This window comes from Streptomyces sp. NPDC014623 (assembly GCF_043088245.1).
GTDB lineage: Bacteria > Actinomycetota > Actinomycetes > Streptomycetales > Streptomycetaceae > Streptomyces.
In genome coordinates this window covers 115093-140966 of the sequence record NZ_JBIBZU010000019.1, presented here as the reverse complement: position 1 = coordinate 140966, position 25874 = coordinate 115093, and the positions used below count along the sequence as shown (strand labels likewise).

Below are 25874 nucleotides of genomic sequence, written 5' to 3'. Positions count from 1 at the left end.
CCGTGCACGTGCCGCGCCGCCTCCAGGAGCTGCGGGTCGAACTGGCGAAGGCCAAGGAGCTCCTCTCCTCCAAGCTCGACCGCGACCCGACCGTCGCGGAACTCGCCACGCACCTCGGTCTTCCCGAGGAGGAGATCATCGAGGGCCTGGTCGCCGCCAACGGCTACTCGGCCGGCTCGCTGGACACCCCGAGCGCCGACAGCGACTCGGGCAGCGAGCAGCGCGCCTACGCCGACCTCCTGGGTGAGGACGACCCCGGGATGGAGAGCGTCGAGAACCTGCACACCCTGGCTCCGCTGCTGCGGCAGCTGGACGAGCGGGAACAGAAGATCGTCCGCATGCGTTTCGGCCAGGAGATGACGCAGGCGCAGATCGGCGCGGAGCTGGGCGTCTCCCAGATGCATGTGTCGCGCCTGCTCAGCAGGATCGTGCAGCGCCTGCGCGACGGCATGAGCGTCGAGGCCTGATCCGGTCACCCGCACACCGAATGACCGAGGCCCGGCCGAGTGCCGGGCCTCAGTCACATATGCTTCCTGCCGAAACGGCTGTGAACGTTCTGTGCCGTCAGTGGGAGGGAGTGGAGTGTGGCCGAGATGCCGTTGGACACCTCTGCGCGCGTGAAGGAGCGCAGCGGGATTCTCCCGCAGCAGCAGGTGCTGACCGCCGCTGACACTTCCGTCTGGGACGTCGACGCGGCCCTGCTCCTGGTCGAGGACGACTCCGGGGACGCCCTCCTGGTCGAGGAGATGCTCACCGACAGTGAGTTGGACGCCCCTCTCACATGGTGCAAGACGCTGGCGGAGGCCCGGCAGTTCCTGCTGGGCTGCCGCACCTCCGTGTGCGTCCTGCTGGATCTGCATCTGCCCGACGTGAACGGTCTCGACGCCGTCCGCCAGCTCGTCGAGTCCGCCCCTGATGCGGCGGTCATCGTGCTGACGGGCCTGGACGAGTCGAAGACCGGACTGTCCGCAGTGGCACAGGGCGCCCAGGACTACCTCGTGAAGGGCCGGATCGATCCGGAGGTCCTGGGCCGCGCCGTGCGCTACGCCCTCCAGCGCAAGCACGCCGAACGGTCGGCGGCCGCGATGCGGACCAGCCGGCTGATCGCCCAGGAGAACGCCCGTCTGGAGCGTGCTTTGCTGCCGATCCCGCTGCTGTTGGACGACAGTTTCCAGGTGGCCGCGCGCTACGAGGCCGGACGCGCCCACGGATTGCTGAGCGGCGACTTCTACGACGTGGTGCAGACCGCCGACGGCGCGGTGCACGCGGTGATCGGCGATGTGTCGGGGCACGGTGCCGCCGAGGCCGCCCTGGGGGTCTGTCTGCGGGTCGCCTGGCGCACGGCCGTGCTGACCGGGGTCACCCAGCTGGAGAAGACCGGTCTCCTGGAGGAGATACTCGTCGCCGAGCGGTCCGATCCCCATGTGTTCGCCACCGTCACCACGCTCGTCTTTCCGCCGGGCCGGGACAGGGTGCTCGTCGCGCGGGCCGGGCACCCCGGCCTGCTGCTGCGGCGCGGCCCGGAGGTCGGCTGGGTGGAGCCCGAAGCGGGCATGGCTCTCGGGCTGCTGCCCGGCGCCGGCCGCTGGACGATCACGGAGCTGGAGCTCTCCCCCGACAGCGAGCTCGTCCTGTTCACCGACGGCCTGTTCGAAGGGCGTACGGGGCCCAAGTCCCGGCTGGGCGAGGAAGGGTTGCTGGCCATGGCCGGCAGGTACGGTTCCCTGGAACCCCGCGCGTTCGTCGACGCGCTGGTCGCCGAGGCCACCGAAAGCGCCTCTCCGTACGGCGGGCTGGCCGATGACGTCGCCGTCCTGCACCTGGGCTGGAAGGCCAACGCATGAGCACCACCGGAACATCGGCGAACGGGCGGACCGGCCGGATGGCACGGCTGTCGGTCCAGAACTGGGTCCATCTGATCCTGGCCGGCTTCGTGCTGGTGGTCTGCGGATGCCTCGTCGTGGGCGGGCTCGTCCTCTCACGTATCTCGGAGCGGACCACGGATCTGGTGGACCGCATCCAGCCCGCCCGCTCCGCCTCATTCCAGCTGCAGAACTCACTCCTGGACCAGGAGACCGGGGTTCGCGGTTTCGCGCTCACCGGTGACACCTCGTTCCTGGAGCCCTACAGGAGCGGGGTGCGGGCCGAGCGGGAGCGGGCGGCCCAGGTGCGCTCGCTGATCGGCGACGAGCAGCCGTACGCCGCGGATCTGGAGCGGATCGAGAGGGCCGCCCAGCAGTGGCGTGCCGTACGGGCCGAGCCGCTGATCGCCACGGTGCGGACGAGCGGCCCCACCGGTGCGTCGTCCGGCCCGATCACACGGAGCAAGGCGGAGTTCGACGCCCTGCGGCTGCTCTACACCACCCAGCAGAGCCACCTGGACGACGCACGTGACCGTGCCCGTGCCGAGCTCGACGACGCGCACACCACCCGCGACCGGGTACTCCTCGCCCTGGTGATCGGCTTCGTGCTCTCGGTCGTCTCGCTCAGCGCGCTGTTGCACCGCATGGTGGGCCGGCCGCTGAGCGCGCTGACCGCGGCGTCGAGCAAGGTGAGGTCGGGCGCCTTCACCAGCAGGATCGAGGTCCGCGGCCCGTCGGACGTCAGGGCCGTGGCCGCCGCGGCCGAGGACATGCGCCGGCGTCTGGTCGCGGAGCTGGAGGAGTCCCAGGAGCGGGAGACGCTGCTGTCCGAGCAGACCGCGGAACTGCGCCGGTCCAACTCCGAGCTGGAGCAGTTCGCCTACGTGGCTTCGCACGACCTCCAGGAACCGCTGCGGAAGGTCGCCTCCTTCTGCCAGCTGCTGGACAAGCGCTACGGCTCGGAACTGGACGCACGCGGCCGGCAGTACATCGACTTCGCGGTCGACGGTGCCAAGCGGATGCAGGTGCTCATCAACGACCTGCTGACCTTTTCGCGGGTGGGCCGGGTGCAGCAGAGCTGGAAGCCCGTCGATCTCGATGCCTCTCTGGACAGGGCCCTGTCCAATCTCACCCTGGCCATGGAGGACTCCGGAGCCGTGGTCGTACGCGAGGATCCGCTGCCGGAGCTCCTCGGTGACTCGACCTCGCTCACCATGGTGTGGCAGAACCTCGTCGGGAACGCGGTCAAGTTCCGCCGGGCCGACGTCCCGTGCCGGATCACCGTCGGATGTGTCCGGGAGGGCGACGACTGGCATCTGACGGTCGCCGACAACGGCATCGGGATCGCGCCGGAATTCGCCGACAAGGTGTTCATCATCTTCCAGCGCCTGCATGCCCGTGACGAGTACGAGGGCACCGGGATCGGTCTCTCCCTCTGCCGCAAGATCATCGAATTCCACGGTGGCCGGATCTGGCTGGACCCGGCGCCCGCCGAGGGCACACTGTTCCACTTCACCCTCCCCGTCCTTCCTGAAGCACCCACACACACCACGGCGGAGCTGCTCGCACCCGCCCCGCTCACCCTCCGGTCGGGAGACCCCCAGTGAACGACGACGTCAAGCCCATCGAGGTCCTGCTGGTCGAGGACGATCCCGGCGACGAGCTGATGACCCGTGAGGCGTTCGAGGACAACAAGATCCGGAACACCCTGCATGTGGTGCGTGACGGTCAGGAGGCGCTGGACTTCCTCTACCGCCAGGGCCAGTACGCCGACGCACCACGCCCTGACCTGGTGCTCCTCGACCTGAACCTGCCGAGGTACGACGGGAGGCAGGTGCTCGAGCGGATCAAGACCGACCCGGAAATGGCGCTGATCCCGGTCGTGGTCCTCACCACCTCCTCGGCCGAGGAGGACATCCTGCGGAGCTACAAACTGCATGCCAACGCCTATGTCACCAAGCCGGTCGACCTGGAGCAGTTCATCGGGGCGGTGCGCCAGATCGACGACTTCTTCGTGAGCGTGGTCCGGCTCCCTCCGCGCGCATGAGATCTGAGGTCGTGTCCCCGAGTGGGATCTGTCGAGGCGGGTACACGAACGGCGAGAAGAGGTCCTCGACCTCCCCTGCGGCACCCTGGCTGGAGCACATGAACGAACAGGCCACGTCAAGGCCGGGCAGCACCCTTCCTGGGTCTCCGGTCTCCGAGGTACTGCTCACCGCCGAGGTGTTCGACGGCGAGCCCGGATGCATCGCGCAGGCCCGCGCGCTCGCCGACCGTTTTCTGGCGCGGCTCGTGGCCGAGTGGTTCGCGGTCCTCGGGGAGAACACCCGCAGCGACCTGATGCTGGCGGTGAGCGAGCTCGTCACCAATGCGGACCGCTACAGCCACGGCCCCTATCTGCTGGAGCTGGAGGGCGACGCGCGGCGCATCAGTGTCACGGTGTACGACAGCAGCACGGCGCTCCCCGTGCTCCACTCCCCCGATCCGTCCCGCCTCGGCGGTCACGGCATGGAGATCGTGGTCGCGCTCTGCGACCGGCTCACCGCCGAGCGGGTGCCCGTCGGCAAACGCATCCGCGCCGAGTTCATGCTCAGCACCTGAGCGACACCGCGCTCTCCGGCGCATCACTCCGGTCAGGCAGGACCCGGTGCCGGGCACCCGGTGAAGTGGAGCGGCAGCACCGTGTCACCTTCCCGGCGAACTTCTGAGCCTTCGGGCCAGGAGGACTACCGTCGGGAGGAGGACCAGGAGTGATGGACGTACTACCGGAGCAGTACGCCGGATCGCCGCCTCAGGGACGACGACGCGGCGGCTCCGACAGGACATCGTGGTGTACATGAGTTCCCTTGCGCTCTCCGTGCTGCTGTCACTGGTCTCCGCGGTCGCCTACGCGGCCGGCGCGATCGTCCAGGAGCGTGTGGCCGCGGCCGGTGACAGCCGCCCGTACGCACCCCTGCGCAACGGTGCGTGGTGGGTGGCGGTGGCGCTCAACGGTGTGGGAGCGGTGCTGCACGTCGTGGCGCTGGCGTACGGGCCGCTCAGCCTCGTACAGCCTCTCGGGGCCCTGACGATCGTCTTCGCGCTGCCGATGGCAGCGGCCTTCGTCCGTCTCCGGGCGGGGCGGACCGCCTGGCGCGGCGCCGTGACGGCCACGGTTGGCCTGGCCGGGCTGCTGGCTCTCACGGGGAGCGCGGAATCCCGCACGCCGGCCGGACCGGAGCAGTTCGTGCTCGCGGCCGGGGCCTTCGGTGCCGTGGTGGTCGTGCTGGTTCTCGCCAAGGGGCTGCACCGGCCGATGCTGCACGGCGTGGCGCTGGCCACCGGCGCCGGTGCCGCCTTCGGTATGGCGTCGGTGTTCACGAAGACCGTCGCGGTGGAGTGGACCTCCGGGGCCGTCACCTCCGGGCTGCCGGCCCTCCTGGTGATCGCGGGGCTCGCGTCGGCGGGGCTGCTGCTCTCCCAGGCGGCGTACCGGGGCGCCGGACTGACAGCGCCGCTCGCGACGGTCACCGTGGTCAATCCGGTCGTGGCGGCCGCGGTGGGCATCACCGTGTTCGGGGAGCAGTTCCGCTACGGCACGGCGGGGGCCCTGCTCGCTCTCGGCTGCGGGGCCCTGGCGGCGGCCGGGCTGGTGCTGCTGACCACGGAACGGGTGGGAGCGGAGCGGAGGGGGCCCGGGGAGCGTGTGCTTGAGGAGTCCGCCGAGACCCCGGACGTGCCACGCCCGGTGGTGGTGCTGCCCGGGCCGGCGAAGCCCGTCCTTCCGCAGGGTACGGCGGTCCTGCCGGATCCTTTCCCGGGGCCGGCCGCTCTCTCCCTCCCGCTGACCCTGCCGTCGGACCACGGCGGCGGACGCGTGCAGTTCGACGGGCAGCCCGCTGCCGACCGGGCGGACAGGGGTGGCTCGGAGGGTTCGGCGAGGACCGTTCAGACGCTGACGCCACCGGCCCTGAGGTAGGCCAGGGGGTCGATGTCGGATCCGTAACCGGGGCCGGTGCGGATCTCGAAGTGCAGGTGCGGACCGGTGCTGTTGCCTGTGGACCCCGAGCGCGCGATCCGCTGACCGCTGCCGACCTGCTGACCCTCGCGTACGTGGAGCGAGGAGAGGTGGGCGTACTGGCTGTATCTGCCGTCGCTGTGCCGGATGACGACCTCGTAGCCGTACGCGCCTGCCCAGCCGGCCGAGACGATCTTCCCTGAGGCGACGGCCTTGACGGAGGTGCCGGTGGGTACCGGGAAGTCGACGCCTGTGTGGTAACCGCTGGACCATGAACCTGTCTGACGGTACGGAGTTCCGGCGCGGGCCGCCACGGGGGCGGTGAGTCCGGACCGCGGCTTGGCCGTCTTCTTCTCGGCGGCGGGCTTCGCCGCCTGCCTGGGGGCGGCCGGCTTCGCCTTCTCCTTGGTCTTCGGCGTGGCGGTCTTCGGAACCGCCTTCTCCGTGGCCTTGGGTGTGGCGGTCTTCGGAACCGCCTTCTCCGTGGCCTTGGGTGTGGCGGTCTTCGGAGCCGCCTTCTCCGTGGCCTTCGGCGCGGCGGGCGCGGGTGCGGTCTTCTCCGGAACCTTGGGCGCGGTGGTCCTGGGTGCTGTCCTCTGCTCCGTGGTCGGCGTTCCCGCCACGTCGAGGGTCAGCCTCTGTCCCGGAAGGATGAGGTCGGGGTCGGCGCCCACCACGGCGCGGTTGGCCGTGTACAGCCGCTGCCAGCCGCCCTGGACCCGTTCGGCGGAGGCGATGCCGGAGAGGGAGTCGCCGCGTGCCACGGTGTAGGACTCGCGCTGACCGGGCACGGCGGTCGGTGACGTCTTCGCCGCCCCCGCGTCGCGGGCCTTCTTCGCAGGGCTGGACTGCGGCGCCTTGTCCTCCCCGGTCTGGGCGGCCACCTGCCGTGTAGACCGGGGGGCGAGGTCCGGCGCGTCGCCGCCCTGCTCCAGGCCGGCCCGTGCGGAACACGTCGGCCAGGCTCCCGGGCCCTGCCCGTCGAGCACCTTCTCGGCCACGTCGATCTGCTGGTCCTTGGTGGCCAGATCGGCACGCGCGGCGTAGGCCGTGCCACCGTAGGCCGCCCAGGTCGACCGGGTGAACTGCAGGCCCCCGTAGTAGCCGTTACCCGTGTTGATGTGCCAGTTGCCGGTCGACTCGCAGGCGGCGACCTTCTCCCACACGTCAGCCGAGGCAGCTCCTGCCGGGGCAGCCGCGAGAAGCGGGAGCGCGAGGCCCGCGCCTCCCGCTGTCACCGTGAGCGAAGCACGGTTGATCCGGCTGGGCTGGTATCTGCGATGCCGACCGTTCGCGGCCATGATCAGGCTCCCCCACTGCAGTAGGACACGTCACAAGCCGCCAACTTATGGTCATACGACGGGCGGTGACAAGTGAACAGTCTTCGCCTGCTGCCCGCGCGCTCCGGCGTGCGACCCCTGCGAGCGGGACCGATGCTCCCGGTCGCCCCTCTTCGGCCATGGAGGGAGAACACTCCGTCCCTCGTCCGCCCGATGCCGTAAAGGCGGTCATGACGGATGCTCTGCGGCCGGACCGGCCCGCCCTGGAGGACGTGACGGGGGCAGCCGGCGTCTCACGCGCGACCGTCTCATGAGTGATCAGCGGGGTGCGTAACGTCGGTCCGGCGATCCAGGAGGCTGTACGGCAGGCGGTTTCCGCCACCGGCTACGCGTCCGACCGCGCGGCTCGTTCCCTGCTCCCCCGGCGCACGGACGCCATCGCGCTGGTGGTCTCGGGTACGAAGGCCGCGGCGGGCCCGGAGGGGGCCGGTCCCGCCGGAGAAGGCGCCCTTCACCGTTCAGGGCTCCGCCGACCTGTTCTTCGGCCGGGCGGTGACAGGGGTCGTCAACTGTCTGCGGCCGCGAGGGAGGCACCCGGTGCTGGTGCTCGCACAGACCCCGCGGGCGCGGGACGAGGTGGCGGCGTACCTGCGGCAGGGCAGCGCCGACAGGGCGCTCATCGTCTCGAGCCACTCCCAGGGCCCCCTGCCGGGTCTGACCACCGAGGCAGGGCGCCCGCCGTGCTGTACGCGCGCCCTGCCGGGCCTGCCCGGATCAGCTGCGCCGATCTGGTGCACCGGGACGGTGCCCGGCCGGCCGCCGATTACCTGCTGGCGCGCGGCTGCCGACGGCTCGCCACCGTCAGCGGGCCCGCTGGACATATCCGCCGGGCGGGAGAGGCCGGCAGGCTTCCAGGGAACGCCGGCGCAGCACGGGCCTCTCCTGCGCCTTTCGTCGAGGAGCGGTTCACACAGGAGAGCGGCGAAGCCGCGATGGAACACCTCCTGGCCGAGCGTCCCGGCCCGGACGGGGTGTCCGCGGGGAACGACCTGATGGCTACGGACGCTTGCCAGGTGCTGCGGGAGCACGGCAGGCGTGTCCCGAAGGACGCCTCCGTGGTGGGTTCGACGACAGCAGCGCCGCCTCGTCCTGTCGGCCGCCGCTCTCGACGGTGCGGCAGCCGGTGGAGGAGGTGACAGCGGAGGTGGCCGGGCTGCTGCTGGGACGGCTGGCGGCGCCGGACCGGCCGGTGACATCAGTGGTCTTCGAAACGGTGCTGGTGATGAGGGATTCCGCCTGAAGGTCCGAGGACCTGGCGACAGGCGGCCCTGAGCACAGTTCCGCTCCCTGCCCGTCGCCCCCGCCTGCGCGCTCAGCCTGCCAGAGTACGGCTGTGGCCCGGCGTCACGCGGTTCCGGGCCGACGTGGTGCCCGGGAGGGGCTTCGGCCCGGGACGGGTCCCGCCGCGTGCCAGGAAGTCGGACAGGGGCAGAGTCGCGGCTCCCAGCGTGACCGCGTCCGGGCCCAGGTGGCCCAGATCGATCGTGGTGCGGGCGACCGCGTGCTGGAGCGCGTACTCCCCGGCGTACCGGCGGATCTCCGGGAGCAGATGAGGACCGATGAGCAGACCCGCCCAGCCGCCGAGCAGGACGCGTTCCGGCAGGAAGAGATTGACCAGGTCGGCCAGGGCGGCGCCCAGGCACTCGGCCGTCTCGTCGAGGATCGAGACCGCCACCGGGTCCGGAGCGCCGCCGGCGGGTCCCGGGTAGGCCGCCGCCAGCAGTGCGGCGAGGGCGCTCTCGTCGTCGGCGTCCGGAGGCAGCGGACAGCCCGCCTCCTGCCAGCGCTCGCGCATGGCCTCAGCGCCCGCGTATGCCTCCAGGCAGCCTATGGAACCGCAACGGCAGCGGCGACCCCGTAGTTGCACCGTGGTGTGCCCCCACTCCAGGGCCGCGTCGGAGAGGTCCTCGTCGAGGATGTCACCCCGGTTGACGCTCGCGCCCACTCCCGAGCCGATCAGAGCGACGGCCGCGGTGCCGGCGCCGCGGCCACCGCCGAACCACATCTCGGCCTGGCCCAGGGTCTTCGCACCGTTGTCGATGAAGAACGGCACCTCCTCAGGTACGTCCACGGCCTCGCGGAGCAGCCGCTCGAAGGGAACGGCGCTCCATCCGATGGTCTGGCCGTGGACGACCGCACCCGGGCCGCCCGCGGACTCCGGGGCGCCGCGTTCGATGATGCCGGGCACCCCGATGCCGATGCCGAGCAGCGCGCGGGGGTCGGCGCCCGCGTCGCGCAGGACGTCGAGGACACCCGCGCGGACATGGCCGACGATGCGCTCGACGTCGTATCCGTGCTGGGCCAGCAGGCGGTCGGTGCGGGCGAGCTCCGTCAGTGAGAGGTCGAACAGTTCGACGCGCACCCGGGTCTCACCGATGTCGATGCCCACGAACAGTCCCCCGCCGGGGGCGATCCGCAGCAGCGTGCGGGGGCGCCCTCCGTCGGAGTCGACGATGCCCGCTTCCTCGAGGAGTCCCTCGGAGGCCAGCTCGGCGACCACGTTGCTGATGGAGCCCGAACTCAGCCCTGTGACGGGGCCCAGCTCCTGACGGCTCAGCGGGCCGTCGAAGTACAACCGCTGCAAGACCCGCGCTCGATTGCCCCTTCGCAGGTCACGCACCGTCCGTCTGCTGCGCTCAGCCATGTTGCTCCCTTCGCCCCGGCAACATACCCCGGCCCCGGTCCTTGACGCGCATTTTTCTCAGTTCTTAAATTATGCCTTAAATTAAAGGGGGGAGGGCCGTTCGGATCCCGGACCGCGCCCTCCCCGGATAGGGGCCGCCTTTCATGCGTCAGCTCAGAGCCGCGGCAGCGATCATCCTCCCCCCGTCCCGCCGTCGCAGCCGACGGCTGCGACGAGTCACCGAAGACCCGGACGCCCGTGTCGGCATCGTCGACAACCTCAGCCCGATCGAGCCCGTGAGCGGCAGCGCGGCGGATCCGGCCGCCACCGTGCGCGCCGACAGCCGCATCAACCGGTGGCGGCTGGACCCGTCCGCGGCCGCGGTCACCCGCAGGGCGTGCCCGGCCTGTACAGCGTGGAACCACCTCTGCGTCCGGGCGGCCCGGAGACCGTCGCGACGCCGCTGGACCGGCTCGGACCGAACTACTGCTTCCGGCAGATCGTCACCGCGGACGCGCACAGGCCGGTCCCCCGCACCCGGCAGACACAGCCGCCCGGCGCCCGGCACACCGCCATGTGGGTCGGGGGTCCCTGCCGAGTGCCTGGAGCAGGCGCTGCGCCTCGCCGAGGAGTACGGTGCCCGGCGGTTCCGTGTCGCCGAGAACGGCTCGGCCCACGAGGACGCCGTCCGGCCCGGCGGTTCGGTGCACGGCCCGGAGCGCACGCGGTGTCCGGAGGAGCACCTGGCCGTCTGCGCGCGTGCCGTGGGCAAGGGCGCGCCGCCGGCCGGTCACTTCGCCCGGCCGTTCCTGGACGACTTCGAGTGGGCGTACGGCTGAGGCAAGCGCTTCGGTCCGGTACACGTCGACCACACGACCCAGCGCCGCACCGTCAGGACCAGCGGGCGGCGCCGTGCGGAGCCGATCCGCGAGTTCACGGGCGACAGGCCGCGCGAGGCGGCCTGAGCCCTTCCCGGGCCCAGGTCCGGGCCCCCGGATGCCGGCAACTCCACCTGCCGGCATCCGGGGCGCCTGCCGTTCGGCACACCACCGGTGGGCTGTCAGGCACGGGAGACCTGGCGCTTATGCTCACCGTATGGAGCAGAGTGAAGTCCTCAAGCGAGTGATCGGCATCCTCACGGAGGCGGGCGAGATGCAGCGCCATGCCGAAGAGGACACGGGTGGCGGCGACCTGGACGCGGGCGGAAACATGGTGACGAGTCTTCTCAACGAGACGATGCCGCACATCGCGATCCCCTCCGACGCCACCGTCGAGGAGATGGCCGCCCTGGTGGGGCGCGAGGTCGGCGGCGCGGTCGAACAGTTGGTCGGAGCCTTCACGCTGGCCTTCATTGCGCTCGCCCAGATCCATGACTCCGGTCAGGAGGACGTGTCCTCTGCCGATGTGCTCCAGGACCTCGCGCTGCGGGCCGAGGAGCTGAGCTCGGGTGACGAGGGCCCGGAGGGACCCCTCTGAGGGTGCGCGTCGAGACATGGCCAGGGGTGTGCGTCGGGACGTGGTGCTCCGTCCCCCGGCGTTCGCATCCTGGGTACCGCGCCCGGCCCTGCTGCGCGGATCCGCGGCGGGCCACGGGCGATCCATGGCCCGCCGCGAACTTCCCGGCCGCACCGACGGCGGGGAGCGGGGCGGTGCGGCGGCTCCTGCGGGCGGCCGGCTCCGGTGGACGCCGAACTCGTGGAGCGAGCAGCCCCGGGGCGTGCCGCGCACGGGCGTTTTCACCCGCACGTAACGCGCTTCGCCCGTGGCGTCGGTACCGCCGTTGCCTCGGGTGACGGTGTGCACGGTGGTCCGGTCCTGGCCGTTGTCCGACGTCTGGAGGCCACGCCCCCGTCCACGCGTCGGTCGAGGTCACCGGGTGGCCGGCATCGACGGCGTGGATCCTCTTCGTGATGTCGTTGACGAACGTCGTGCACACGTCGTGTTGTTGCTCGAGGGCGTCACCGCTGTAGCAGTTCCGCGGACGGGACACGGACTCGTTGCCCGCATTCGCATGAGTATCCCCGGGTGGTCCTCGCAGGTCTCCACCCACGTCCGGACGGCGCACCTCGCGTTCCGGTGCCGCCGCTCCCCCGTCCGGCATGCGCAGCCGAGGTCTGCTGCGGCAGGGGGCCACCCTGCTGCCGCAGCAGACCGGTCACGCTTCCGCCGGGTCAGCAGGATCCGACGGTGTCATCCTCATGCCGTGTGGAGGGTCAGCCCATAGCGGTTGAGGATCTCGTTGACGGGCTGGTGCCAGGTCTCACCGCCGCCGCTGCAGTTGCCCCAGCCGCCCGACGTGACGCCCTGGGCCTGGTCGCCGCTGATGAACGCGCCGCCGGAGTCGCCCGGTTCGGCGCATACGCTGGTCTTGGTCATCTGATGGACGGCGCCCTGGCTGTAGTTCACGGTCTCGTTCTTGGCGAGGACTCTGCCGCAGTGCCAGTGGGTGGTGGAACCCGAGCGGCAGATCGAGGCGCCGATGGGGGCCTCGTTGGAGCCACGGACCAGCTGGTCGGACACAGTGCCCCAGCCCAGGACCACCGGGACGGTCCACCAGCCGCTGCCCACGTTCACCCAGGCGTAGTCGTTGCCGGGGAAGGACGAACCCTGGAAGTTTCCGATGGCCGAGCCGTCCCAGCCTCTCACCGCTCCGCCCGCCTGGCCGCAGTGGCCTGCCGTGACGAAGCCGCCGTGCACCGAGAAGCCTATGGAACAGCGGACGTTGCCGGTGTAGTAGGGGTCGCCGCCGACGGTTCCCGCGGCGAAGGTCCGCGGGGCCTCGGCGGTCTGCTTCACCGTGACGGGGCCGGCCTCGCGCGCCTCGGCGATGAACGCGCGGACATCGTTGTCGTCCAGTTCGGAGGCGACGACGTTCACCACGACGCTGTTCGCCCGGGGGTCGACGTGCCAGCTGCTGATCCCGTCAGGGGCGGACAGTGTGTCCAGCTCGTCCTTGACGGCGTCGAGTTCGCGCGCCGTGTGGTCGACCACGCGGGTCTGCGCCCCGGTCGCCCGGACGGCGTCGGCCTTGGCGCTGTCCGTGACGGCCACCGTCAGTTTGCCGCTGCGCGCGTCGAACCAGGAGCCGCCGTACGACGTCCCGGCCGCACCGCGCGCCTCTCCCTGCAGCGCTGTCGCCCTCTTCTCCGCGGCGAGACGCGTCTCTGCCTGGCTTTTCGTCAGTCCGAGGTCGCGCTGCATGGCCGTGAGGATCCCGGCCGAGGCCTGGGGACCGGCGGAGGGGGAATCGGCGGCCGAGGCCTGGGGGAGTCCGGCGGTCGCCCAGGCGCCGATGATGAGCAGTGCGGAGAGACCGGTCCGCACCATCGTCGTATGTCTCAAGGGATTGCCCCTTCTGTTGTTCCAGCATCGTGGGGGTGGAACAGGAAGCATCCAAGAGCCTTCTGAGAGCGCTCTCAGAGGTATCGCCTACGGACTGTAGTCCAGTTCGACGGGCAGGTCCATGCCAATGACACCCCCCGGTCTCCCGGTGGGCGCGGGAGGTCAGGGGGTGATCAGGGGCAGCCCTGAGTCACGCCACGGTGCACGGAACGCGTCCCACCGGCCGCTGGGCACCTCCGAGGAAGCGGTGTCCCAGATCCGTACGGGGCTGCCCGTCGCGTCGATCGGTGCCCAGCCGGGATCACCGGTGGCCGCGAAGTCCGCCCACGCGCGCGTCATGCGCGACGAGAGCTCGCGGTCCGCGGCGCCGGGAGGCCCTCCGGTGAGGAAGTGGACGCTCTCGTCGTCCACGGTGCCGAAGGCGAACGGAATGGTCGAAGTCGGGCTGCGCAGAGGAGCCGAAGACACAGGCACCGCCATGGACCCAGACGAGTACGGGCAGCGCGTCGCCGTCGTTCCCGGGCGTCCAGATGTTGAGGCTGAGGACGTCCTCGTCACCGGGGGACCAGGCGGGCGCTCCCGGCAGCCGCGCCGACTGCGGGGCCACGGGGCCGAAGGAGGCGCAGTTCCTGATCCCGTCCCAGGCCGCTGCCGGGCGCGGTGCCCGGAACCGGGCGGCGCCGAACGGTGGCGCGGCGTACGGGATCCCGCGCAGCACGACCACTCCGGGGGCGTGCACGGACGCGGCTCCCGCGACCGCTCCGTTCTGCGTCGTGAACACCGTCATCCGTACTCCCGCTCCCCCACTGTCCCGCCCCCGGCCGGACGGGCACGGTGATCAGCTTCGCAGCGGGGAGGCGCCCTGGGCCAACACCGGGACCGCGACGACTGACGCGGTCGCGAGGTGAATGGCTGGAGGCGCCTCTTCCCGTTCCGAAGCGGCGCCTGTCCGGATCTGTGGGATGTACGGCCCTCCGGCCATGGCGGCACGGCGCCCCGGCGCGGATCCTGGAGTGACAAGGGCCGGAGCACCCGGCCCGTCCACGAGACCTCGGGTGACATCATGACGACCGACTACTCGCCGACGGCCGGTGTGCAGGTACCGGACACGAAACTCGCCGCCGAGGCGACCGCACTGGTGCGGGACGTGACCGACGAGCTCGTCTACCACCACTCGCGCCGGGTGTTCTTCTTCGGCGCTCTGCAGGGCCGGGTGCGCGATCTCTCCTGCGACCCGGAACTGCTCTACATCGGGGCCATGTTCCACGACCTCGGGCTCGGAGAGCGCTTCCACACCAGTGGCAGGCGCTTCGAGGTGGACAGCGCGGACGAGGCTCGCCGGTTCCTGCGGTCGCACGACGTGCCCGAGGACAGCGTGCGGCGGGTGTGGACGGCGATCGCCCTGCACACCACACCGGGCATCCCCGCCTTCATGGAACCCGAGGTGGCACTGGTGACGGCCGGTGTGGAGTACGACGTGCTCGGCATCGGATACGAGGACGTCTCCGACGCGGACCGGGCCGCGATCGTCGCGCTCCATCCGCGGCCGGACTTCAAACGGCGGATCCTGGCCGCGTTCACCGAGGGGATCCGCCCGAAACCGGAGACCGCTTTCGGCAATGTCAAGGCCGATGTGCTCCAGCACTGCGTTCCCGGCTTCGAGCGTGGGGACTTCGTCCGTACGATTCTGGACTCACCGTGGCCGGAGTGACGTCCCTGCCGGGGGGCCCGGCACATGTGGTCGCGGTGGTGGCGTTCGACGGCGTACAGCTGCTCGATGTCACCGGGCCCGCCGAGGTGTTCACGACGGCCAACGCGTACGGCGCCCGTTACCTGGTCCGGACCGTCTCCCTCACGGGTGAGGATGTCCGGACGTCCGCAGGGGTCAGGATCGGGGTGGACGGCCCGCTGGAGAGCCTTCCTCCTCGTCCCGGGACGCTGCTCGTCCCGGGCCGCCGTGAGTGGCGGCAGGTTGTGGCCGACCGGGAACTGGTGGGCCGGGTACGGGAACTGGCCGGGCGCGCCGGGCGGACGGCCTCGGTCTGCGCGGGCGCGTTCCTCCTGGCGGAGGCCGGGCTCCTCGACGGCCGCCGGGCCGCGACACACTGGCGGCTGGCCGGGGAACTGGCCGCCGCCTACCCCGCGGTGTCGGTCGAGGGCGACCCCGTCTTCGTACGCGACGGAGACGTCATCACTTCGGCGGGGGTCACGGCCGGCATGGATCTCGCTCTGGCGCTCGTCGAGCAGGACCACGGCGCGGACGTCGCCCGTTCCGTGGCCAGGGAATTGGTCGTGTTCATGGCGCGGCCGGGCGGCCAGTCCCAGTTCAGCGCGCGGCTCGCGCCGCGTGAACCCGGTCATCCCGTCGTCCGCCGGGTGATGGACGCCGTGGGCGCCGACCCGGGAGCGCGGCACGATGTGGAGACCCTCGCCCGTGGCGCGGGAGTCAGTGCCCGTCATCTGGGGAGGCTCTTCCGCGCGGAGGCGGGGGTGACCCCCGGCCAGTACGTCGAGTCCGTGCGCCTGGAGGCGGCACAGGCCCTGCTCGCCGGAGGAAACGACCCGGTGGACTCGGTGGCCGAGGGGGCGGGGTTCGGCTCCGCGGAGACGATGCGGAGGGCGTTCCAGCACGTGCTGGGGGTGTCGCCCACCGCCTACCGAGCACGGTTCCGTACGACGGCGGTACCCGGCAGTGGCCCCCGGGTCTGAGGGCTCCGAAGGGCGCGGGCGCGTCCCGCTCCGGGCCGGAACGGCCCGTTCCCCGAGGTCAGCTCCCGGCGAGTTCCCGCACGGTGGCCATGTCGCTGAACGGCAGGAGCGCCTCACCGACGATCTGGTAGGGCTCGCTGCCCTTGCCTGCGATCAGGACGATGTCCTTCGGCCCGGCCGCCGACAGTGCGAAGGCGATGGCCTGGCGGCGGTCGACGAAGCGTTCGTACGGCGTGCCGGTCTCCGCGATGCCCGGGGCCACCTGGTCCAGGATCGCCTCCGGATCCTCGTTGCGCGGGTTGTCCGAGGTCAGAACGCACAGGTCGGAGTGTGTTCCGGCGATCGTCCCCATCTCCGCGCGCTTGGTGGTGTCCCGGTCCCCGCCGCAGCCGAAGACGGTGATGACCTCGGCACGGGCGAAACCGCGGATGGTGCTGAGCACCTTGTTCAGCGAGTCCGGGGAATGGGCGTAGTCCACGATCACCGAGGTGCCGTCGGTGGTCGTGAAACGTTCGAACCGGCCCGGGATCTGCGGCATCCGTTCGAGCGCGGCGACCAGCCCCGGCAGGCCGTGGCCCAGGGTGTGACAGGCCGCCACCGTGGCCAGCGCGTTGGACACGGAGAACCTGCCGGGCGCGGAGATGGCGGCCGGGTACTTGCGGCCGTCGTGGTGCAGCGTGAAGCGGGTGCCCGAGGCGTCGACGACCAGGTCGGTGGCCCGGTAGTCGGCCTCGGTGTCAAGGGCGTACGTGGTGACCGCGCCCGGCATCACCGCCTCGATACGGGCACTCACCGGATCGTCCGCGTTGACCACGGCGTGCCCGCACAGCCCTTGGAAGAGCCGGAGTTTGGCGTCCCGGTAGTTGTCCATCGTCCCGTGGTCGTCCAGGTGGTCCTGGCTCAGGTTGGTGAAGACCCCGACGTCGACGAAGGTACGGTCGACCCGGTGCGTCAGCAGGCCCATGGACGTTGCCTCCAGCACCACGGTGCCCGCCCCGCGGTCGCGCATGCACCCCAGCAGATACTGCAGGTCGGGAGATTCCGGAGTGGTCAGTACCGACCGGGGCATGGGGATCAACTCGTCGCCGACGCGGCTCCCGGCCGTGCCGATGACCCCGGCCCTCACCCCCTCGGAGATCCGCAGCACGGACTCGACCATGTACGAGACGGAGGTCTTCCCGTTGGTGCCGGTGATCGCCACCATGTTCATCCGCCGCCCCGGCTCGCCGTAGTAGCGCGAGGCGACGACGGCGGCCGCGATCCGGGCGTCCGGCACCTCCACGACACAGGTGTCATCCGCCGTCGTGGGCAACGCGCAGCCGTACTCCACGAGAACCGCCGCGGCGCCCCGGGCGAGCGCAGGGGCGACCACGTCCGGGCCGCCCTCGGGGTGTCCCGGCACGGCGATGTACAGCGATCCCGGTGCCACCCGGTCCACGTCGAAAGCCGTCCCGGCGGTGATGCACGTCTTCTCCGGGTCTCCCTGGAGGATGCGGTGGTCATGTCCGGTCAGCAGCTCGCTCAGCTTCAAGGTGGTCCCTTCGAGGGTGGCTCGAGCCGTGATGCGGCCGTCGCCGGAACGCCGCGACGGCGGTGCGCCGAAGCAACGGTGGTGAGGTCGGGCGTGTGCGGTGTGGAAGCAGTACGCACCGTGGTCACGTGAGGCGCGGAAGCGCGGCGGACGGGCAGGCCGGCGTCGTCCGGACCGGTGGCGGAGCGCTGGAGGCCGCTAGCCGTGTCCGTGCAGGACGGCGCGGCAGCTCGCGGGCGCACCGGAAACGGCCTGGTGCAGGCCCTGCCCCGTGACACCGGTGTCGTCCATGGAGCCGAGTGTACGTCCGCGCGGACGGTCCGGATTCCGCTCAGGGGCGTACGTCGGCCCCCGCCCCCCTCTCTGTGAGGCTTCGAGCGGTGCGGCCGTGAACGGGTGCCGGGGGACGGGCAGGGTCTGTTCCGCGGGCCCTCCTCGACCACCTCTCCCGGGCCCGGCACGCCCACACGCGTCGCCGGCGCCGCGGTGCCGAGCTCGTGCGTGGTCAGGACGGCAGCCGGAGCGTCCTGCCGTCGGATCAGCGCGGCGAGCAGGCCGAGCAGGGAGCGTCTGGTGACGGGACCGAGTGCACGGGGCGCTCTCGTCGCAGACCGGTGCCCGGGGCTGCGTCAGGAACGCTCCGGCGAGGGCCGCACGCCGCAGTTCACCGCAGGAGGTGGCAGCAGCCTGCCCGTCTCCCCCACCCAGCTCCCGGCCACCGGCATCAGCGAGCCGGCTTCCGTTGCGCCCCTCGCCCGACCGGAGTGGAATTACATTCAGGGGACCCGGAGAAAGGGATGCGCCATGACTGACAGCGACCGGGGGGATGACGTCTACCAGCCTCAGGAGCCGGAGGCATCGGACCCCGATGACCTGCTGGAACCGGGAGACACCCTGGACGCGTCCGGGATCGCCGACGTCCTGGACGAGGGCTACTCCCCGCCGGACCGGCCCTGGGTGGTCGACGACCAGGGCACGACCGCTGCTGAACAACACGCGGGCGAATCTCTCGACAGCCGCCTGACCCGGGAGGTCCCGGAGAACGCCGACCCTGCCGGCGGTGGTCTTGAAGATCCGGCGGGCGGTGACGGGGAGTTCTACGACACGGAAGCGGGAACCGGCCGCGCAGGCAGGCTCACTCAGGGGGGCGACGGGCACGTGCCCTCCACACTCACCGCCCAGGACGTCGGCATCGACGGCGCGGCGGCGTCCGCCGAGGAAGCGGCCATGCACCTCATCCCCGAGGAGCAGAACCTGTTCGGGTGGGAACCGGCGCTCTGAACGAGCCGTCCCCGGAACGCGCACTTCCGTCGGCTCCCCGCTTCTGGCGCCCACCCGCGCGCTCACGCGGGAGTGCGGCGCGTGTGGCCCCGCCGCGAGTGCGGTCGGTGCCCGCAGGGCCCAGCACCGTGCACGCATGTGCGCCCGCGGCGCGAGGTACGTGGACGTGCAGGCCGGAACGCGCCGCTGTGCTGCCCGTGCCCCTGAAAACGCTTGGACGCCGACCGTCGGCCACGGAAGACTCTTCCTCCCGGACCGCTTGCCGCGGACGTGCGGCGAGCACTCTGCCCGGCACGGTGCTGCGTCTTCGGGGCGCAGACCTGCCGCCGGCAGTGGCATCCGGAGCAACTGCCCGCGAAACGACATGAGGTCGGCATGGGATCGCAGCAGTCTCACGGCACCGAAGCGGACAAGGGGCCGGTCCGGCTCGCCCTTCGCCACTACCTGCGGGAGCTGTCCCGTCAGCGGGGCCTCTCCGTCCCCGCGCTCCTGCTCCCGGCCCTCGGCAACATAGGGATCACGTATGTCGCGCCACTGGTCGTCGCCAAACTCGTCGGCCGGATCTCCGAGGACGGGGCCCTTGCCGTCAGGGAGGCGCTCCCGTACGTCGGTGTGTTCGCCGGAGTGCTGCTCCTGGCGGAAGCGCTGTGGCGGGTGGGGCTGCACTGCCTCAACCGTGTCGACGCCCGAGGTATCGAGCACCTGTACGTCACCGGCATGGACGAGCTGTTCGCGAAGGACGCCGCCTTCTTCCAGGACAACTTCGCCGGATCACTGACCAAGAGGGTGCTCAGTTTCGCCGCACGCTTCGAGGAGTTCGTCGACACCCTCACGTTCAGCATCGTCGGAAGCCTGGCGCCGCTCCTGTTCGGCACGGTGATCCTCTGGAGCTACGATCCCTTGCTGGTGGCCGGCCTGCTGACGATGATCACGGTGACCGCCGTATGCGCGGCGCCTCTCATCCGGCGCCGCCAGAAGCTGGTCGACCGGCGCGAGGAGGCGATCGCCCGGGTGTCCGGCCATGTCTCGGACGCACTGATGAACATGGACACCGTGCGCGCGTTCGCGGCCGAGGAACGCGAAGCCGCCGAACACCGGGCGCGGGTCGCGGAGTCCCGGCGGCTGACACTGCGCTCATGGGACTACGGCAATCTGCGCATCGACACCCTCGTCGCACCGCTGTCGGTGCTCACCAACGGGCTGGGCCTGCTCCTCGCCGTCGGCATCGGCGCCGGCGGTGGCGGCGTGGAGGCCATCGTGGTCGCCTTCACGTACTACACCGGTTCGACCCGCATCATGTTCGAGTTCAATCAGATCTACCGTCGTCTCGAGAGTTCGATGACCGAGGCCGCCCAGTTCACCGAGCTGCTCCTCGTCCCGCCCACGGTGCTCGACCCCGCGACCCCGGAGCCACTGAACACGCAGGACGCCTCCGTCCGCTTCGAGCACGTCACCTTCGCCCACGACGGGGGTGATCCGATCTTCGAAGGACTCGACCTGGACGTGCCGAGCGGAGCCAGGATCGGCCTCGTCGGGCGGTCCGGCGGTGGCAAGACCACACTCACCCGGCTGCTGCTGCGGATGGCCGATGTCCGATCCGGACGCATCCTGATCGGCGGTCAGGACATCAGCCGACTACGCCAGTCCGACCTGCGGAACCTGATCGCGTACGTCCCCCAGGAGCCGGCCATGTTCCACCGCACCCTGCGCGAGAACATCCGCTTCGCCCGCCCGGACGCCACCGACGCCGAGATCCGCGCGGCCGCCGACACGGCCCACGTCACCGAGTTCGCCGACCAGCTCCCGGCGGGTTTCGACACGATGGTCGGGGAACGCGGCGTCAAACTCTCCGGCGGGCAGCGGCAGCGGGTCGCCCTCGCCCGGGCGATCCTGCGCGACGCACCGATCCTGCTGCTGGACGAGGCGACGAGCGCGCTGGACTCCGAGAGCGAGACCCTCGTGCAGCAGGCCCTCTGGCAGCTGATGGAAGGCCGCACCGCGCTGGTCGTCGCGCATCGTCTGAGCACGGTCGCGGCCATGGACCACCTCATCGTGCTCGATCACGGCCGCATCATCGAGCAGGGCACGCATCACGGTCTTCTGCACACCGATGGTGCCTACGCCAAGCTCTGGCACCACCAGTCCGGCGGCTTCCTCGTCGACTCCGCCACCGGTGCTCCCGCCACCACGGCCGAACAGACGCGGTGAGGGCCCCGGACGCGGAGCACACGGGGCCCGGGGGCCGAAGGTGTTCCGCCGGACCGTACGTACCCCCGGGTCCCCCCGTGCCCGGTCGCTCGGGGGGACCTGTCAGTGCGTGTCACGCAGCCCGAGAACGTATGCCGCGGTGAGCGCGACCGTCCGGTCCTCGTCGTGTGACAGGCCGGCGAGGGCGCGTGACGCTGTGGGCCCCGGGATGTCCGCGAGCGCCTCTGCCAGCCGTCGGCGCGCGGACGGTCCGGCGGTGCCCGGGGCGAGGAGCTCGACGAGCCTGGTGGCGATCACCTCCGCCGTCGCCGGCCGGCCGGCCAGCGCACTCAACGCGTCGGCCGCGTCGACGGCGTTCGTCTCCTCGGCAACCATGTCGAGGAGCGTCGGGATCGCTTCGGCCACTCCGCGTGCCCCCAGCACCGGCGCCGCGTGTCCTCGGACGACGGGGTCGGGGTCCGTGAGGGCGCCCCGCAGCAATGCGGTCGCCTCGTCGTCCGGGATCTCGGCGAGGGCCTGCACGGCCCGTTTCCGTACCTCGGCCGCCGGTGAGCCGAGCCCCTCCGCCAGGAGAGCCCATCCCCCGTCACCCGCCTGTGCGAGAGCCCATCGAAGGGCTCCGGCGACGTTCGGGTCCGTCTCGTTCAGCACTGCTTCGACCAGCGCTTCCACCGGCACCGGAACCTCGTCGACCGAGGAGAGGGCCGCACGCTGGCGTCTGCCGGCACTCTTCGACCCCAACGCCTGGAGGAGCGCGGTCGTCTGGAGGACGTCCTCCCAGTCGGCGGGTTCCGCGGCACCGATCCGGCGGAGTCGCGTGAGCAGTTCCGTCTCACCTGCGATGCGTTCCCGTGTCCGGCGGATGAGGTCGTCGACGAGCTCCGAGGGCGTGAAACCGGGCTCGTCGAGCGCGCGTCCCACGTCCCGCAGCGACAGGCCCAGTGATCGCAGGCTCTCGATGTGGAAGATCCGCCGGATGTCCTCGGCGGTGTACCGGCGGTAGCCGGCGGCGGTGCGACCCGTCGGGCGCACCAGATCCAGCGATTCGTAGTGCCTGAGCATACGGGCGCTGACCCCGGCCCGCCGTGCCACCTCACCGATCAGCACCGTCTGTCACCCCTCCTGGCCGATCATGTCGAGGGCCACGATGCGCTTCGCCTCCTCGATCGCGAATTCGAACCCGGTGTCCGGCTCACGCAGCAGTTTCTCCGTGGCGATCGCGTGCGCTCGCACGCGAGGGTCGGCGTCCGTCATCGCGACGCGCAGAGTCGGCAGGATCACCTCGCCCAGTGCTGTCAGCGCCCTGCTGAGGCTCATCTGTGTATCTCGTCCGCCTCGCCCGAACTGTGCCGACAGTACTGCGGCCAACTCGTGCTCCTCTCCCTCGGGCACGAGCACGACCGCTGCCCGCCAGGCGCTCCGTGCCACCTCGTCGTCGGCGTCGGACAGCAGTGCCCGTGTGATCACCGGCCACGCTCGGTGGTCCCCGATCTTCGACAGTGTGTGCAACGCCTGACTACGCGCCTGCGCACCTTCCGAGCGGACTTCCTCGATGAGCTCGGGGACGGTCGCTGCCGCCGGGTGGCGGGTGAGCGCCCATGTGAGCATCTCGCGTACGAAGAACTCGGGTTCGATCGCACATCGCTCGATGAGCTTGTCGACGAAGCGCGGGTCAGGGGCCGTCCCGGCCGCCAGCGCTGCCCGCAGTCTCACCGACGAGTTGCTGTCCCCCAGTCTCCGGAGAGCTCTTTTCGTATCCGTGTCCTGTTCCGGCATGGTCATCGGGGCTCACCTCCTCGGCCACAGTGAAGACCCTCTCACCGTGTCAAGGTCAAGCGGTGTTCGCTCCGCGAGGCGCACACCCACGCCTCTCCGAGGCGTCTCCCGCCTTGTCCGGGGGCCTGGAACAGCCCAGTCATCGAGGCGGAGACGCGGACACGGCCCGAGACGCTTGCCCCTCTGGCGAATGTTTCCCTCCGTGGCCCGCTGGACCCTGGACAGGGCCCATCGGCGCGGTTCAGGAGCGTTCTCCGGTTGTTCGGTCAAGGCAGGGACGAGCGTGGTCATGCGGACGCGGGGGTCAGCCTTCTTCGGCCTCTTCGGCGTTGCGCCAGATCTGCAGGTCGATGGTGACGTACGAGCCGGGACCGTCCTCGCCCGACTTGCCGCGGTAGGTGGCTACCGCGACATGGCCGGCGTTGCTGAGCACACAGATCTCCGACCCGTCGCTGAGCTGGTCGAGGTCGATCCTCTCGGTGTAGCGCGTCTCCGTGCGGCAGGTCTCCAGGGAGCCCTGCCGCGTGTTGTTCAGCAGGACGAACTTCCCGTTGGCGGTGCCGAGTGCCGACTCCTCCAGGAAATTCACGACGTTGAAGTAGAGATCTCCGTCGCCGTAGGCTGCGTCCTCGCTCTCGATCGGGCGTGGCGGGCTGTCGGCGAGCATGATCTCGTAGCCCTCCGTCAGGTCGATGCCCTTGTACGAGACCGGCTTCGGATCCGCCCTCTTCCGGCCCTCCTCCGAAGTGCCGCTGCCGCTGCCGCTCGAACCGCCGGCGCTGCTACTGCTGGGGGACTTGGCCCCGCTGTCCTTGCCCGTCCCGTCCGGCAGCAGGGAACCGATCACTCCCAGCAGGACGACCGCGCCCACGACCGACGCGGCCACGATCAGCCCGGTCCGCTTCGGCTTCGGGGGCGCGTACGGAGCCTGGGAGACGGGGAGCGGTGTGTGGTGGCCCGGCGCGGGCACGGAAGGTGCCGGGTAGCCGGGCGCCGGGGTGGGGCGGCCCTGCGGGGGGTGCATCGGGTGCCCCGGCGGTGGCACCGGCCCCGGCCCTGGGACTCCCGGTGCGCTCTGCGTCGGCGCGGAGGGGGTGGCGAACCCTGTCGGCGCATACGGGTTCACCACACCCGGCGCCGGATTCCGCGGGGAGAACTGGGTCGGTGTCGGCGCGACGGCGGGTTGCGGCGGCGGGGTCCTCGCCGGTTCGGGCAGTCGCAGCCGTTCGGTGAGGGATCCGGTGACCGCCTGCGGCAGCCAGTCCTCACCCTGGCGCAGTGCGTCGGGCGACAGCGCGTGACACAGTTCGATGATTTCCGTCAGGCCCGGCCGGCCGGCCGGGTCACGACTGAGGCAGCGGGTCACCAGAGGCAGCAGCTCCGCGGGCAGCCGGCTGAGGTCGGGATCCTCGTGGACGATCCGGTAGAGCACCGCGTGCGACGACCCGTCGCCGTAGGCGGGAGAGCCGATCGCCCCGAAGGCCGCGATCTGCCCCAGGGCGAAGATGTCGGTGGCGGGGGTGACCGTGCCGGCTGCCGCCTGCTCGGGCGCCATGAACGCCGGGGTGCCCACGCTGACGCCGGTGCCGGTCAGTGCGGTGGCGTCGGCCGCGCGGGCGATACCGAAGTCGATCACGCGAGGGCCGTCGGAGGCCAGGAGCACGTTGGCGGGCTTCAGGTCGCGGTGGACGATGCCCGCGCCATGGATCACATGGAGCGCCTCGGCGACTCCCACGGTCAGCAGCAGCACGCTGCGCAGTGGCAGCCCACCGTGCTGGGCCACGGCGTGCGCGAGAGAGGGGCCCGGTACATAGGCGGTGGCGAGCCAGGGCTGAGGACCGTCGGTGTCGGAGTCGATGACCGGCGCCGTGTACAGACCCTGCACCCGTTGCGCGGCGTGGACCTCCTGCTTGAACCGCCGCCGGAACTCGGGGTCCTCGCTGAACTCGGGCCGGATCACCTTGAGCGCGATGGGCCGGCCGCCCGGCGTGTGGGAGAGGTACACCTTGCCCATGCCACCCGTGCCCAGTACGGCCGCCAGGCGATAACCGCCCACGACAGCCGGATCGCCCTCCTGGAGCGGCTTGAAAAGGTGGGCGGAAGGTGTGCTGCTCATGATGAACCATCCCCTGGTCTCGGCAGTTCGGCCCCTGCCGGAGCCGCGAAGCCAAGGGGGAGCGTACCGACTTCCCTCCGTCGCCTTCGTCGTGTCGCGCAACGGTTCCGCTACGGATCAGCCGGTCCTGCCGCACGCCTGAGCAGGAACCACGGGGAATCGTCGAATGCCGGAGCCCACCGACGAGGCGGCACCTGGGACTCCGCGTCCGGCAGGTCACGCCGGCTCCGGATTCCGCCCCTGTGCTCCCGCGCTACGACGGCTGCGGGCCGAACGGCGGCCGGACAAGTCCGCTCCACGGGCTCCGGGGCGGTGACCGCGTCACCGGGCCGTGCTGCTCACCGGGGGCATCACGGCCCACGCCCGGGAGCCCGGCGGACTGCGCGCCGCCACGACACGCGAGGCGCAGTCACCGGACTCAGCGGCGGAGAGCGGGCTGAGTCACGCCGACGCCCCCAGGGACTCTACGGGCGTCCCCGGGGAGTCTCCGGCTCATCCCGCCGGCTGGGGCGAGGGCTCCGGCTCGGGTACCGGCTCGGGGTTCGGGTCCGGCGGCTGCGGAATCGGGTCGGGCGCGGGGCCGGGCGGCACAGGACCTGGCGGTACGGGCGGCGGGGAGGGCACCGGTGTCGGCGGCCCGGGCACGGGCGGGGGCGTCGGCGCGGGCGGTACGGGGTCGGGATTCGGGTGCGTCATCTCGGTCCTCCAACTGCGACGGACAGGACGAGTGGATCTCATCTCCACCGTCTCCCCGTGCGGCTGCCCTCGCCTGCCGAGTCCACACGTGGGCTCCGCGACTCCTGTTACCAGGATCCTCCGGCCCGGGGCGCCCTCGGAACAGCACGGGGTGCGAGCCGAACCTCCGTTCGGCGCCGCGCACAGTTCTCCCGGGGCCGCGGAGCCTGTCCCAGGATGACGCCGGGCCCACTGGCCGGGGGCACGACGAGAGCTTCCTCGCGGGCCGCCCTAGCGTAGAACTCCCGCGCGAGGACGCCGGCACCGCCCTCGGGCCCGGGATCGACAACGGCGTGCGCGGCGTACGAGAGCAACGGGCTCGGGGTACATCGCGAACTACGCCATGTACCCCGC

At 71.2% G+C, this 25874-nt stretch carries 19 protein-coding genes and 4 pseudogenes; 13 read left to right on the top strand and 10 right to left on the bottom strand.

The window, feature by feature from the left end; genetic code table 11:
• From ACF1FZ_RS27260 to ACF1FZ_RS27235, 6 genes are all read left to right on the top strand, one after another.
• Positions 1-467, top strand: a 467-nt coding sequence (locus ACF1FZ_RS27260) for a sigma-70 family RNA polymerase sigma factor (protein ID WP_391776028.1), incomplete at its 5' end; no start/stop codon positions are given.
• 126 nt (positions 468-593) lie between these two features.
• The gene (locus ACF1FZ_RS27255; RefSeq protein ID WP_391776032.1) at positions 594-1844 is read left to right on the top strand and encodes a PP2C family protein-serine/threonine phosphatase; all 1251 of its coding nucleotides are present in this window, start codon (positions 594-596) and stop codon (positions 1842-1844) included.
• Entirely contained in the window at positions 1841-3469 is a 1629-nt protein-coding gene (locus tag ACF1FZ_RS27250; protein WP_391776027.1) for a CHASE3 domain-containing protein, read from the top strand. The genes ACF1FZ_RS27255 and ACF1FZ_RS27250 overlap by 4 nt, the downstream gene beginning before the upstream one ends.
• Complete coding sequence (locus ACF1FZ_RS27245; protein ID WP_391776026.1) at positions 3466-3909, top strand: response regulator; 444 nt, start codon at positions 3466-3468, stop codon at positions 3907-3909. The genes ACF1FZ_RS27250 and ACF1FZ_RS27245 overlap by 4 nt, the downstream gene beginning before the upstream one ends.
• 98 nt (positions 3910-4007) lie before the next feature.
• The gene (locus ACF1FZ_RS27240) at positions 4008-4463 is read left to right on the top strand and encodes an ATP-binding protein (protein WP_391776025.1); all 456 of its coding nucleotides are present in this window, start codon (positions 4008-4010) and stop codon (positions 4461-4463) included.
• Positions 4464-4698: 235 nt separating this feature from the next.
• Entirely contained in the window at positions 4699-5820 is a 1122-nt protein-coding gene (locus ACF1FZ_RS27235) for a DMT family transporter (RefSeq protein WP_391776024.1), read from the top strand.
• Here ACF1FZ_RS27235 and ACF1FZ_RS27230 read toward each other — a convergent pair.
• On the bottom strand, positions 5790-7160 hold the full coding sequence (locus ACF1FZ_RS27230) for a transglycosylase family protein (RefSeq protein ID WP_391776023.1): 1371 nt from the start codon (positions 7158-7160) through the stop codon (positions 5790-5792). The genes ACF1FZ_RS27235 and ACF1FZ_RS27230 overlap by 31 nt on opposite strands.
• A gap of 293 nt (positions 7161-7453) precedes the next feature.
• On the opposite strand from ACF1FZ_RS27230, the pseudogene ACF1FZ_RS27225 reads away from it, so the two are divergent.
• Positions 7454-8439 (top strand): annotated as a pseudogene (locus ACF1FZ_RS27225) (LacI family DNA-binding transcriptional regulator).
• A 72-nt stretch (positions 8440-8511) separates the two neighbouring features.
• On the opposite strand, the gene ACF1FZ_RS27220 reads toward ACF1FZ_RS27225, so the two are convergent.
• Positions 8512-9843, bottom strand: coding sequence for an ROK family protein (locus ACF1FZ_RS27220; protein ID WP_391776022.1), 1332 nt, complete (start codon positions 9841-9843; stop codon positions 8512-8514).
• A gap of 230 nt (positions 9844-10073) precedes the next feature.
• Between ACF1FZ_RS27220 and ACF1FZ_RS27215 the strand changes: the two are divergent.
• Positions 10074-10787, top strand: a pseudogene (locus tag ACF1FZ_RS27215) (family 1 glycosylhydrolase); the annotation flags it as partial.
• Between the two features lie 130 nt (positions 10788-10917).
• A complete protein-coding gene (locus ACF1FZ_RS27210; protein WP_391776021.1) occupies positions 10918-11298 on the top strand; it encodes a hypothetical protein in 381 nt (126 codons plus the stop codon).
• A 361-nt stretch (positions 11299-11659) separates the two neighbouring features.
• Here ACF1FZ_RS27210 and ACF1FZ_RS27205 read toward each other — a convergent pair.
• From ACF1FZ_RS27205 to ACF1FZ_RS27190, 4 genes and pseudogenes are all read right to left on the bottom strand, one after another.
• Positions 11660-11877 (bottom strand): annotated as a pseudogene (locus ACF1FZ_RS27205) (hypothetical protein); the annotation flags it as partial.
• 141 nt (positions 11878-12018) lie between these two features.
• Positions 12019-13149, bottom strand: coding sequence for a S1 family peptidase (locus ACF1FZ_RS27200; RefSeq protein ID WP_391776031.1), 1131 nt, complete (start codon positions 13147-13149; stop codon positions 12019-12021).
• 177 nt (positions 13150-13326) lie between these two features.
• Positions 13327-13644 (bottom strand): hypothetical protein, encoded by a 318-nt coding sequence (locus tag ACF1FZ_RS27195; protein WP_391776033.1) that lies wholly within the window; start codon positions 13642-13644, stop codon positions 13327-13329.
• Positions 13580-13951 (bottom strand): annotated as a pseudogene (locus tag ACF1FZ_RS27190) (carboxylesterase family protein); the annotation flags it as partial. The gene ACF1FZ_RS27195 and the pseudogene ACF1FZ_RS27190, both read right to left, overlap by 65 nt.
• 276 nt (positions 13952-14227) lie before the next feature.
• Here ACF1FZ_RS27190 and ACF1FZ_RS27185 point away from each other — a divergent pair.
• Complete coding sequence (locus ACF1FZ_RS27185; RefSeq protein WP_391776020.1) at positions 14228-14875, top strand: HD domain-containing protein; 648 nt, start codon at positions 14228-14230, stop codon at positions 14873-14875.
• The gene (locus ACF1FZ_RS27180) at positions 14872-15873 is read left to right on the top strand and encodes a GlxA family transcriptional regulator (RefSeq protein WP_391776019.1); all 1002 of its coding nucleotides are present in this window, start codon (positions 14872-14874) and stop codon (positions 15871-15873) included. The genes ACF1FZ_RS27185 and ACF1FZ_RS27180 overlap by 4 nt, the downstream gene beginning before the upstream one ends.
• 58 nt (positions 15874-15931) lie before the next feature.
• Here the strand turns inward: ACF1FZ_RS27180 and ACF1FZ_RS27175 are convergent, their stop codons facing one another.
• Complete coding sequence (locus ACF1FZ_RS27175; protein WP_391776018.1) at positions 15932-17404, bottom strand: UDP-N-acetylmuramoyl-L-alanyl-D-glutamate--2,6-diaminopimelate ligase; 1473 nt, start codon at positions 17402-17404, stop codon at positions 15932-15934.
• Positions 17405-18208: 804 nt separating this feature from the next.
• Between ACF1FZ_RS27175 and ACF1FZ_RS27170 the strand changes: the two genes are divergently transcribed.
• Positions 18209-18685: a DUF5709 domain-containing protein gene (locus ACF1FZ_RS27170; RefSeq protein WP_391776017.1), complete on the top strand. Its 477-nt coding sequence runs from the start codon at positions 18209-18211 to the stop codon at positions 18683-18685.
• A gap of 375 nt (positions 18686-19060) precedes the next feature.
• A complete protein-coding gene (locus tag ACF1FZ_RS27165; protein WP_391776016.1) occupies positions 19061-20893 on the top strand; it encodes an ABC transporter ATP-binding protein in 1833 nt (610 codons plus the stop codon).
• 102 nt (positions 20894-20995) lie between these two features.
• Here the strand turns inward: ACF1FZ_RS27165 and ACF1FZ_RS27160 are convergent, their stop codons facing one another.
• The 3 genes from ACF1FZ_RS27160 to ACF1FZ_RS27150 form a co-directional block, all read right to left on the bottom strand.
• Positions 20996-22000, bottom strand: a complete 1005-nt coding sequence (locus ACF1FZ_RS27160) for a HEAT repeat domain-containing protein (RefSeq protein ID WP_391776015.1) — start codon at positions 21998-22000, stop codon at positions 20996-20998.
• A 6-nt stretch (positions 22001-22006) separates the two neighbouring features.
• Positions 22007-22675, bottom strand: a complete 669-nt coding sequence (locus ACF1FZ_RS27155) for a HEAT repeat domain-containing protein (protein WP_391776014.1) — start codon at positions 22673-22675, stop codon at positions 22007-22009.
• Between the two features lie 298 nt (positions 22676-22973).
• On the bottom strand, positions 22974-24785 hold the full coding sequence (locus ACF1FZ_RS27150) for a protein kinase (protein ID WP_391776013.1): 1812 nt from the start codon (positions 24783-24785) through the stop codon (positions 22974-22976).
• Between the last annotated feature and the right edge of the window lie 1089 nt (positions 24786-25874).

Coding starts and splice junctions, on each gene's coding strand:
- ACF1FZ_RS27255 (WP_391776032.1), top strand. CDS start 594: ATGCCGTTGGACACCTCTGCGCGCGTGAAGGAGCGCAGCGGGATTCTC.
- ACF1FZ_RS27250 (WP_391776027.1), top strand. CDS start 1,841: ATGAGCACCACCGGAACATCGGCGAACGGGCGGACCGGCCGGATGGCA.
- ACF1FZ_RS27240 (WP_391776025.1), top strand. CDS start 4,008: ATGAACGAACAGGCCACGTCAAGGCCGGGCAGCACCCTTCCTGGGTCT.
- ACF1FZ_RS27235 (WP_391776024.1), top strand. CDS start 4,699: ATGAGTTCCCTTGCGCTCTCCGTGCTGCTGTCACTGGTCTCCGCGGTC.
- ACF1FZ_RS27230 (WP_391776023.1), bottom strand. CDS start 7,160: ATGGCCGCGAACGGTCGGCATCGCAGATACCAGCCCAGCCGGATCAAC.
- ACF1FZ_RS27220 (WP_391776022.1), bottom strand. CDS start 9,843: ATGGCTGAGCGCAGCAGACGGACGGTGCGTGACCTGCGAAGGGGCAAT.
- ACF1FZ_RS27210 (WP_391776021.1), top strand. CDS start 10,918: ATGGAGCAGAGTGAAGTCCTCAAGCGAGTGATCGGCATCCTCACGGAG.
- ACF1FZ_RS27200 (WP_391776031.1), bottom strand. CDS start 13,149: ATGGTGCGGACCGGTCTCTCCGCACTGCTCATCATCGGCGCCTGGGCG.
- ACF1FZ_RS27195 (WP_391776033.1), bottom strand. CDS start 13,644: ATGGCGGTGCCTGTGTCTTCGGCTCCTCTGCGCAGCCCGACTTCGACC.
- ACF1FZ_RS27185 (WP_391776020.1), top strand. CDS start 14,228: ATGACGACCGACTACTCGCCGACGGCCGGTGTGCAGGTACCGGACACG.
- ACF1FZ_RS27170 (WP_391776017.1), top strand. CDS start 18,209: ATGACTGACAGCGACCGGGGGGATGACGTCTACCAGCCTCAGGAGCCG.
- ACF1FZ_RS27165 (WP_391776016.1), top strand. CDS start 19,061: ATGGGATCGCAGCAGTCTCACGGCACCGAAGCGGACAAGGGGCCGGTC.
- ACF1FZ_RS27155 (WP_391776014.1), bottom strand. CDS start 22,675: ATGACCATGCCGGAACAGGACACGGATACGAAAAGAGCTCTCCGGAGA.
- ACF1FZ_RS27150 (WP_391776013.1), bottom strand. CDS start 24,785: ATGAGCAGCACACCTTCCGCCCACCTTTTCAAGCCGCTCCAGGAGGGC.